Annotated in this window: 7 protein-coding genes; all 7 read left to right on the top strand. The window is 60.2% G+C overall.

All coding sequences use genetic code 11. The annotated features are described in order from the left end of the window. The first annotated feature begins 146 nt into the window (after positions 1-146). The 7 genes from RMO15_RS11055 to RMO15_RS11025 are packed head-to-tail and all read left to right on the top strand — an operon-like array spanning position 147 to position 8,472. Positions 147-1,409 (top strand): hypothetical protein, encoded by a 1,263-nt coding sequence (locus tag RMO15_RS11055; RefSeq protein ID WP_309712001.1) that lies wholly within the window; start codon positions 147-149, stop codon positions 1,407-1,409. Next, positions 1,406-2,182 (top strand): TIM barrel protein, encoded by a 777-nt coding sequence (locus RMO15_RS11050; RefSeq protein WP_309711998.1) that lies wholly within the window; start codon positions 1,406-1,408, stop codon positions 2,180-2,182. The genes RMO15_RS11055 and RMO15_RS11050 overlap by 4 nt, the downstream gene beginning before the upstream one ends. A gap of 1 nt (position 2,183) precedes the next feature. After that, positions 2,184-3,014, top strand: coding sequence for a phosphogluconate dehydrogenase C-terminal domain-containing protein (locus RMO15_RS11045; RefSeq protein WP_309711995.1), 831 nt, complete (start codon positions 2,184-2,186; stop codon positions 3,012-3,014). Between the two features lie 3 nt (positions 3,015-3,017). Next, positions 3,018-4,322, top strand: coding sequence for a glycoside hydrolase family 140 protein (locus RMO15_RS11040; protein ID WP_309711992.1), 1,305 nt, complete (start codon positions 3,018-3,020; stop codon positions 4,320-4,322). Next, positions 4,319-5,332, top strand: a complete 1,014-nt coding sequence (locus RMO15_RS11035; protein ID WP_309711989.1) for an NAD-dependent epimerase/dehydratase family protein — start codon at positions 4,319-4,321, stop codon at positions 5,330-5,332. Before RMO15_RS11040 ends, RMO15_RS11035 begins: the two co-directional genes overlap by 4 nt. After that, positions 5,329-6,339 carry a zinc-binding alcohol dehydrogenase family protein gene (locus RMO15_RS11030; RefSeq protein ID WP_309711986.1) on the top strand — a complete coding sequence of 337 codons (1,011 nt, stop codon included), beginning with the start codon at positions 5,329-5,331 and terminating at the stop codon, positions 6,337-6,339. Before RMO15_RS11035 ends, RMO15_RS11030 begins: the two co-directional genes overlap by 4 nt. Positions 6,340-6,399: 60 nt before the next feature. Continuing rightward, entirely contained in the window at positions 6,400-8,472 is a 2,073-nt protein-coding gene (locus RMO15_RS11025) for a redoxin domain-containing protein (RefSeq protein WP_309711983.1), read from the top strand. Positions 8,473-8,503: the final 31 nt, after the last annotated feature.

Genomic DNA, 8,503 nt, shown 5'->3' with positions numbered 1-8,503 from the left:
ATTTTGGCTCTGTGAGATACAATTTTTTTTGGGCATCGTTTTGGTCGCGATCTGTGTTTAAGCGACCTTGTCGTATCATACCAAGGCGGTGCCTTTCATCCTGTAGAAATTACCAGTATTTTTTGTCCTGTACTGAGCAAGTAAATATGAAACGCTACGAGAAGAACCCACGCTATATTGAGTTTCGCGGCAAGCCGATTCTGGTGGTAGGCTCCGCCGAGCACTACGGCGCGGTGCTCAACACCGATTTTAATTTTGAGCCGTACCTCAAGGCAATGGCCTCCGATAAGCTCAACCAGTGCCGGGTCTTCTCGGGCACCTACCGCGAGCTTCCGGGGGAGTTCGAGATCGCGGAGAACCTGCTCGCCCCACGCCCCGAGGCTTTTCTCTGCCCCTGGAAGAAAGAGGGCGCGAAGTGGAATCTCGAAAAGTGGGACGAAGCCTACTGGAAGCGCCTCCTGAAGTTCGTCCGTGAGGCGGGCAAGAAGCGCATCTTGGTGGAGTACGTTCTCTTCTGCACCTGGTACAACGACGCGCTCTGGAAAGCTAGCCCAATGCACCCGAGCAATAACGTGCAAAATATCGGGCCGCGGGACAAAAGCGCGGTCTACAGCCCCACACCCAGTGCGCTCTGGCCCTACTTAGTGGCATTCTTGAAGAAAGCTGCCGACGTTCTAAAGCCTTTCGACAATGTCTACTTCGAGCTGATCAACGAGCCGTACTTTGACTCTCCTTACGAAAAAATCAGTGTGTTCCAAGGCCGCGTCGCCGAAGTGCTACAGAGCGTGGCTCCCGAGAAGCTCGTGGCGCTGAACTTCAACAACCGCACCGGCGCAGTGCCGCAGATTCACCCGCACATCGGAATCGTGAACTTTCACTACGCCATCCCGGAGGCGGTTCACCTCAATGCACACTTAGGCGTGGTACTCGCCGACGATGAGACGGGCTTTGCGGGGCAGAGTGCGGCGCCGTATCGCAAAGAGGCCTGGAATTTTCTGATGAGCGGCGGCGCGATGTTCGCGCACCTCGACTACTCGTTCACGCTGGCGCACCCGGATGGCACGGCCCCAATCACCGGAAAAACACCCGGCTTCGGGAGCCCGGAGCTACGCCGCCAGCTCGGTTTTTTGCGTGCGTTTCTCGAGAAAGCTACGCCCTGGACTCTCATGCCCCAAAAAGCCGCCGTGCCGACGCTCGCCGATGCAGAGCGCGGTTTCTACGTGGCCTACCTGGAGAAGAAAGAGCGCGTGGAGCTCGCCGCTCCAGCAGGAAAGTACACCCTTCGCTGGTTCGACACCGTGGCCTGTAAAGAGCTTTCCACAGAGTCTCTCGTCCATGCAGGCGGGATGCTCACGCTCACACCCCCCTCTGCGGAAGCGGCACTGACTCTCACTCGGAGGAAATCATGATCGCAAGACGCTTCGGAGTCGGCTCCTACACTTGGCCATGGGCGGCGCGTGCGAAGACACTCACGCCGCAAGTCATCGCCCAGCGTGCACTCGCCGCTGGCTTGGACACCATCCAGCTCTGCGACAATATCCCGCTGACAGGCTTGCAACCCGGCGACTTTCCGCAAGGCTTGACCGTCGAGCTAGGAACCCGTGGCCTCGCCAGCGTCCCCGAGACGCTAAAGCTGGCTGCAAAGCTCAATACGCCTCTCCTACGCCTCGTGATTGATACCTACCAGCACGAGCCAGAGCCGGACGAGATTATCGAGACCGTGCGTGGCTTCCTCCCACAGCTCAGCGCCCAAAACTGCACGCTCGCCATCGAGAACCACGACAGGCTCAGTGCCAAAACTCTGGCTGAGATCATCGTCGCTATCAGCTCGCCGCTTGTCGGAATCTGCCTGGACACGGCCAATTCCATCGGGGCGGGTGAGGGGCTGGAAACAGTGTTGCACCACCTCGCTAAACACACCGTTTGCCTGCACCTCAAAGACATTCAGATGCGCCGCGTCTCGCATTTAATGGGCTTCGATGTCTTCGGCTGCGAGCCAGGGACGGGAATCGTGGACTTCGCCGCCACGCTGGCGCAAATGACGGATCGCTGCCAGAGCGTGATTCTGGAGCAGTGGCCGCCAGAAGCCGCCGTCGAAGAGGCGTGGGCAGAGACAGGAATCAAGATATTAACCGCATTGTCCCCCCCACCCAGAGGGTACCCGGCGGGGGTTAGGGGGTAGGATGAAAATTGCACTAATTGGCGCGGGGGGGAAGATTGGCACGCGCATTACGGACAACTTGAAAACAACGGAGCACGATGCTCGCTATGTTGAAGTAAGTCAGGCGGGAGTGGCGCGGCTAGCGGAAAAAGGCGTGACGGTAAGCCTTCTGGAAGACGCTCTGCTGGGGGCTGAGATCGTGATCATGGCCGTGCCCGACACGCTTTTGGAGAGCATCTCGGCGTCTGTCGTGCCGCAGCTTGCACCAGGGACGATCGTGCTGGCGCTGGATCCCGCCGCGCCGCTGGGAGGTGAGCTGGCGCACCGGGACGACTTGGTCTACGCCATAGCGCACCCGTGCCATCCGTCGGTGTTTGCCTGGGAGCCGACAGAAGCGGCCTTTCGCGATTTCTACGGAGGCGTCGCCGCGCACCAAGTCGCCGTCGTTGCGCTACTGCACGGGCCAGACGCGGCCATTGAGGCAGTCGAAGCCGTGGCACGGGTGATCTTTGCGCCGGTCACCAAGATCCACCGCCTGACGCTACAACAGATGGCTTTGTTAGAACCCGGTCTTGCCGAAGCGCTCCAGCAGTCGTGCTTGGAAGTGATCAAAGAGGGCTTGGACGAGATCATCGCGCGGGGCGTTCCTGCCGAGGCGGCGCGGGACTTTCTCCTAGGCCACCTGCGCATCCAGTCCGCGATTCTCTTTGGCGAGGTGCCCGGTCGCTTCTCCGATGCCGCGTATAAAATCAGCGCCTATGCCCGTCCGCTGATCTTTCGCGACAACTGGAAGGATGTTCTGACCGACGAGAGCGTGCAGGCGCAGGTTAAAGTGATCACGAAGGGAAAGTAAAACATGCAACGACTGCGTGTGAGCAACAATAAAAGATTTTTAGTACAGGCTGATGGGACGCCTTTTTTCTGGCTCGCGGACACGGCATGGGAGCTGTTTCACCGCTGTAATCTGGCAGAAGCCGAGCTCTATCTACGGGATCGGGCGGCCAAGGGCTTTACCGTGATTCAGGCAGTGGTGCTCACGGAGTGCGATGGGCTCCACGATCTTGGCCACGCAGGCGCCCTGCCGCTTGATAACGACGATCCAACCACACCCAACGAAACCTATTTCGCCCATGTGGACGCGATAGTGAAACTAGCCAACGCGCTGGGGCTGGTGATCGCGATGTTGCCTACCTGGGGCGATAAGTGGAATAAAAAATGGGGAATCGGCCCCGAAGTGTTTACCCCGGAGAACGCTCAGGTCTATGGACGCTGGCTGGGCAAGCGCTACAAAGACGCAGATCTGATCTGGATGCTGGGTGGCGACCGCCCTGTCGAGACGGAGACGCACCGAGCAATCCTAGACAAGATGGCGTTTGGACTGCACGAGGGCGACGGTGGCGTGCACCTGCACACCTTCCATCCGCCCGGCGGACAAGGCTCCGTAAACTTCTGGCCGTGGGAGACGCGCTGGGTTGATTTTCATGCCTGGCAGTCGGGTCATGGGCGCAACACCGCGAACTACAACAGCATCGCCACTGACTACGCACGCACGCCGGTTAAACCCGTTCTGGACAGTGAACCCGGCTACGAGGATCATCCCGCAGGCTTCAATCTCGACAACGGCTACCTCGATGACTACGACTGCCGTAAGAGCGCGTACTGGGCCGTCTTCGCGGGCGCATGTGGCCACACCTACGGCTGCCACCCGATCTGGCAGATGTGGCTTCCGGGCCGCCACGCCCACTCTTGGTGCCGTCGCCCCTGGACAGAAGCGCTTCACCTGCCCGGCTCAGGCCAACTTCAGCACCTGAAAAACTTGCTACTCTCGCGGCCGTATCTCTCTCGTATCCCCGATCAAAGCCTGATTGTGGGCGAGAGTGGCGACACCACAAAGCACGTCCAAGCCACCCGTGACGCCGACGGAAGCTACGCCTTCGTTTACTTCCCCGGCCCGACGGGCGCGGAGTTGAACCTAGAGAGGCTCTCCAGCCAGACGCTCACGCTTTGGTGGTACAACCCACGCACCGGAGTGGCTCAACAAGACACCACAATTCCCCGCACAGGAACGCACAAAGTCACTCCCCCCGCCGTTGGCCCAGACTGGGTACTGGTGCTTGATGACGCGGCGCGTGGCTTCGGACGACCGGGAACAATTCGATGAAAGTTTTACTAATTGGCGGCACGGGCCTGATCTCCACAGGGATCACGCGGCTCTTGCTAGAGCGGGGCGACGAGATCTGGCACTACAACCGGGGGCAGCGCTCGCAGGAGTTTGAAGGCCGCGTGACGACGATAACTGGCAACCGCTACGACCACGCGGCGTTTGAGGCGCAAGTGGCGGAGCTGCCGCGCTTCGATGCAGTGGTCGAGATGATCGGCTACAGCGTCGAGGACATACAGAGCCTGCTAAGGGCATTCGACGGCAAGTGTGGGCACCTGGTTTTCTGTAGTACCGTGGATGTCTACGCCCGGCCCGCGTCTACCTACCCCGTGACCGAGAGTGAGGGCTTTAATCCCACAGTTTGGGACTATGCACAGAAGAAAGCGGCCTGCGAGCGGATTCTCTGGCAGTGGCAGGAGACGGCAAAGCAGCCCTTCACCGTGATTCGGCCCGTCCATACCTACTCCAATACCGGCGCGGTCTTGCACACGTTCGGTGGGGGGAGCTACCACTTAGACCGGCTGAAGCGCGGCATGCCGATTATTGTCCACGGTGACGGCAGCTCGCTCTGGTCATCGGTGCACCGTGATGATGCCGCCGTGGCGTTTGCCAATGCCCTGCAAAATCCCAAAACCTTTGGTAATAGCTACCATTTATCCGGTGATGAATGCGTCACCTGGAAGCAGTATCACGAGCGGGTCGCGGAGGGAATTGGAGCGCCCAAGCCGAGCTTTGTCGCGATTCCGACGGACTTACTCCATAGCATCGAGCCACGGACGTATATCTCTGCGATTAATTTTGCCTACAATAACAGCTTCGATCCCAGCGCTGCAAAATCGGACCTCGGCTTTCGCTACACCCGCACCATCGCCGACGGTGCGCGGGATATCTACGACTGGCTGGAGGCAAACGGCAAGCTGGAGAGCGCAGAGCGTGTGCCCAACGATGACAAAATCATCGCCGCCTGGGAGCGACTTTCGACAACGATGCGCGAGGAGTTCACCGTATGAGAGCGCTGGTGATGCCCGCTCCGGGCGTGGCGGAAGTTCAGGAGTGGCCGACGCCAGAGCCTGGTCTTGGCGAGGTGCGTGTCAAAGTGGCGGCGGCGGGAATCTGTGCAGGCGATCTGTACATCTACAAAGGCGTCAACCCCTACGCTACCTACCCGTGCATCGCGGGTCACGAGTTGGCGGGCGAGATTGAGAAGCTTGGCGAGGGCGTCGTGGGCTGGGAAGTCGGGGAGCGGGTGGTGGTGGAGCCGTTTCTCGGGTGTGGGAATTGCTACCCATGCCGCATCGGGAAGTCCAACTGCTGCGCCAAGCTCCAGATAATCGGCATTCATAAGCCCGGCGGCTACGCGGAGTTTTGTATTGCGCCACAGACCCACCTGCACCGCGTCCCGGACGGCATGTCGCTCTCACTGGCGAGCTTTGCGGAGCCGCTGGCCATTGGGGTGCAGTCGTGTCGGCGCGGAGAGGTGGTGGCGGGCGAGCACGTACTGATTCTGGGAGCGGGGCCGATTGGTCTGGCGATAGTGGAGGTGGTGAAGGCACTTGGAGCACATCCCGTCATCACGGACCTCAACGCTGAGCGCCTTGCCTTTGCCAAAACCCTGGGCGCGGAGACGCTTCCCGGCGGCGAGGAGCTGCTAGAGTCCGCTCTTGCTTTTACCCACGGCGAGGGTTTTCCCGTGGTGATGGAGGCCACCGGAGCCGTGGCCGCGATGGAGCAGAGCGTCGAGCTGGTGGCCTCCGGCGGGCGCGTCGTGATCGTCGGGCTGGTCAAGCCCGGAACCGGCGTGACGTTTCCCGGCCTCGATTTCACGCGCAAGGAGCTAACTCTCGTCGGCTCGCGGGCCAGTGTGGGCTGCTTTCCCGAGGCACTCGCACTACTGGCCTCCGGCACGATTCGCTATCCCCAAGTAGCAACGATGCTCTCACTCTGGGACGCGCCCGAAACGTTTGCGACGCTTGCCCGGAATCCTGCCGCCTTTCACAAAGTCATTTTACAGACCTAAAATTGCCCCTGCACAACCGATGCAGACAGGGTACAATTTGCCAAAGGAAATTGAATCCGTATGAAACGATGCATACTGTCCTGTTTTGCTCTTCTTGGCATTAGCGGTGTGACGGCGCTTGCCCATGCGCAGGAGCCTGTCAAGCCTGCCTTTGGGCACTCCATGCAGGGCGAGGCTTTCAACGAGGGGCCGCGCCAACGCGCCGTGCTACTGAAGGGAATCCCGAAGATTGAGTTTCCCACCAGCACCAAAAACAAAAAAGCGCAGCAGTTCTTTGAGCAGGGCGTCGCGCAGATTCATGCCTACTGGTACTTCGAGGCCGAGCGCTCGTTTCGCCAGGCCGCTGATCTCGATCCCGAGTTAGCGATGGCCTACTGGGGCATGGCTCGCGCCAATGCAAACAACCGCACCCGCGCCAAGGGCTTCGCCGAGAAGGCAAAAGAGAAACGCGACAAAGCAAGCAAGCGCGAGCAAGGCTACATTGACGCGATTAGCTTCTTCGCCAACAATAAAAACGACGACTATATCAAAGCGCTCCGTCAGCTTGTCGCAGACTACCCACTCGACATTGAGGCCACGGCGCAGCTTGCCCATGAGCTGCAAGAGCGGGCCTTTGATAAGCCGCGCCAAGACGAAGTGGAGCGCCTGACTCAAGAAGTGCTGGCCTCCTACCCCATGCACCCGATCCACCACTACCGCATCCACCTCTGGGACAAGCCTAATAACGAGAACGCGCTGGACTCGGCGCATAAGTCGGGGCTGACGGAGCAGGCGAGTGCGCACATGTGGCACATGGAGGGCCATATCTACACCCAGCTCAAGCGCTACGGTGATGCCGCTGTCTCGCAGGAAGCCTCCGCGCGGGTAGATCATGCGCACATGGGCCGGGTGCAGATCATCCCTGACCAGATCTTCAACTACGCCCACAACAACCAGTGGCTCGCGGAGAGCTTTGAGTTCACGGGGCAACCGCAAAAAGCGCTGGAGGTGGCGCGAAATCTGGTGGCCAACCCGCGCCACCCCAAGCTAAATACGCTCTCTGGTTTTTCGGGAAGCGCCAGCCAGGGCCTCCCCCGTCTGATCGAGACCCTGGAGCGCTACGAGCTCTGGGAGACCGCCCTTACCGAAAACATCGAGAGCATCCCCAATAAAGCCGACCATGAACGCAACCGTCTACGCCTGCTGGGCTGCGCCGCCTACGCCATGGGCAAGCGTGCCCTCGGCCAGCAACATCTCGACGCGCTGGGAAAAATTAAGGACAGCGATAAGGCCATCGCCGCCGTGAAGTGCTACGCGGCCCTTGGGGAAAATAACTCCGCAGAGGCCAGCAAGCAGCTTGATGCCGCCGGACTTCCCAAGGAGCGTGAGGCACTGCTTCGGCTCCAGCTCGGCGAGCCGGAGAAAGCCCTGACACTGGCCCGTGATGCCGCCAAGAGCCGCGCCAACCAGGTGCTCCCTCAAGCCGCTCTCGTCCGTGTACTCCACGCCAGCGGAAAGCTCGACGAGACCAAGGCTGAGCTCGAAAAACTCCGCCCGCTCGCTGCCCGCGCTGAGCTAGATACCCCACTCTTAGCCGCTCTCGCGCCCATTGCCCAGCAGTGTGGCGCGTCCGCAGACTGGCGCGGTGCTCCCCCCGCCGATCCGCTAGCGCTTCCTCGGCCTAAGATCGAGAGCCTAGGCCCGCTCTCCTGGGTCGCACCTGCCGCGCCGAGTTTTTCGCTCAAGGACGGCAACGGCAAGAAAGTCTCGCTGAAAGACTACGCGGGCAAGCCCGTGATCGTCTTGTTCTTCCTCGGGGCCTCTTGCGAGAAATGCATGGAGCAAGTCAATGCCTTTGCCGCGGAAGCCGAGGGCTACCGCAAAGCCGGTATCGAGCTCGTCGCCATCAGCCTTGATCCACAAGAGCAGGTCAAGAAGATGAAGGCCATGCCCTTCCCCATTCTTGCCAACCCAGATCTCAAGACCTTCAAGTCCTGGAAAGCCTTCGACGATTTCGAGGACATGGCCCTCCACGGCACGTTTCTCGTAGACGGCACCGGAAAGCTCCGCTGGATGGACACAGGCTTTGCCCCCTTCACCGATGCCAAGTTCGTCCTCACCGAAGCCCAGCGCTTGCTCTCCCGTGGGCGTTAGTGCCCGCTGGAGCGCTTTCGGGGATCGAGGG

The sequence above is a fragment of the Armatimonas sp. genome, from assembly GCF_031410135.1.
In the GTDB taxonomy this organism is placed as follows: domain Bacteria; phylum Armatimonadota; class Armatimonadia; order Armatimonadales; family Armatimonadaceae; genus Armatimonas.
Note: the sequence above shows the minus strand (reverse complement) of the source record. Positions and strands in the feature narration are given on the sequence as shown.